The organism is uncultured Faecalibacterium sp. (assembly GCF_900066275.1).
GTDB classification, from domain to species: domain Bacteria; phylum Bacillota; class Clostridia; order Oscillospirales; family Ruminococcaceae; genus Faecalibacterium; species Faecalibacterium taiwanense.
Window position 1 is genome coordinate 1 of record NZ_FMFG01000101.1, and the last position, 556, is coordinate 556.

Annotated in this window: 1 protein-coding gene; it reads right to left on the reverse strand. The window is 41.2% G+C overall.

Going from position 1 to position 556, the window contains the following annotated elements:
• Positions 1–312 precede the first annotated feature (312 nt).
• Complete coding sequence (locus QZL71_RS13195) at positions 313–516, reverse strand: helix-turn-helix domain-containing protein (RefSeq protein WP_242821978.1); 204 nt, start codon at positions 514–516, stop codon at positions 313–315.
• Between the last annotated feature and the right edge of the window lie 40 nt (positions 517–556).

Below are 556 nucleotides of genomic sequence, written 5' to 3' on the forward strand. Positions count from 1 at the left end.
TACGAGCCTTATTCTTGCTTCCCTTGGGTCTTGCCATAATAATTTCCTCCCATACAGTGAAATAATTTGATACTTACAAGTATATTTCCAAATAGTCAGAATTGCAATAGGTAACATGAGCCGTCTTCAACTGACAATGCAAATCTTATTCGGTGTGCCCGAAAGTCGTCGCAAATGTATTCCTTCAATGGTAGCAATCATGGAGATTAGCGTTTATCTGGAGATTGCCAAAGGATAAATAGAAGCAGTATTAAAGCCGTTCACCGCGCAGATTTTCCAGCGTGGCGAACGGCTTTTTTGCTGCCTCTATATTTACAGGTAGGAGGAATCGAAGAAGTCTTTTAATGTAATTCCTAAACCCTGACAAATTCTTTCAATCGTCTCTACGCTCAGCTGGCCTCCCCGACGGGCAGTACTTTGGATCGTGGAATACGATATCCCGCATTTTTTTGTCAACACACATAGATTCATATCACGCTCTTGCATTAAATCCTGAACACGCTTGATCGTATCCACGAAAATCCCTCCCATCTTTTTAGTTCAAAACTTTTCCAAC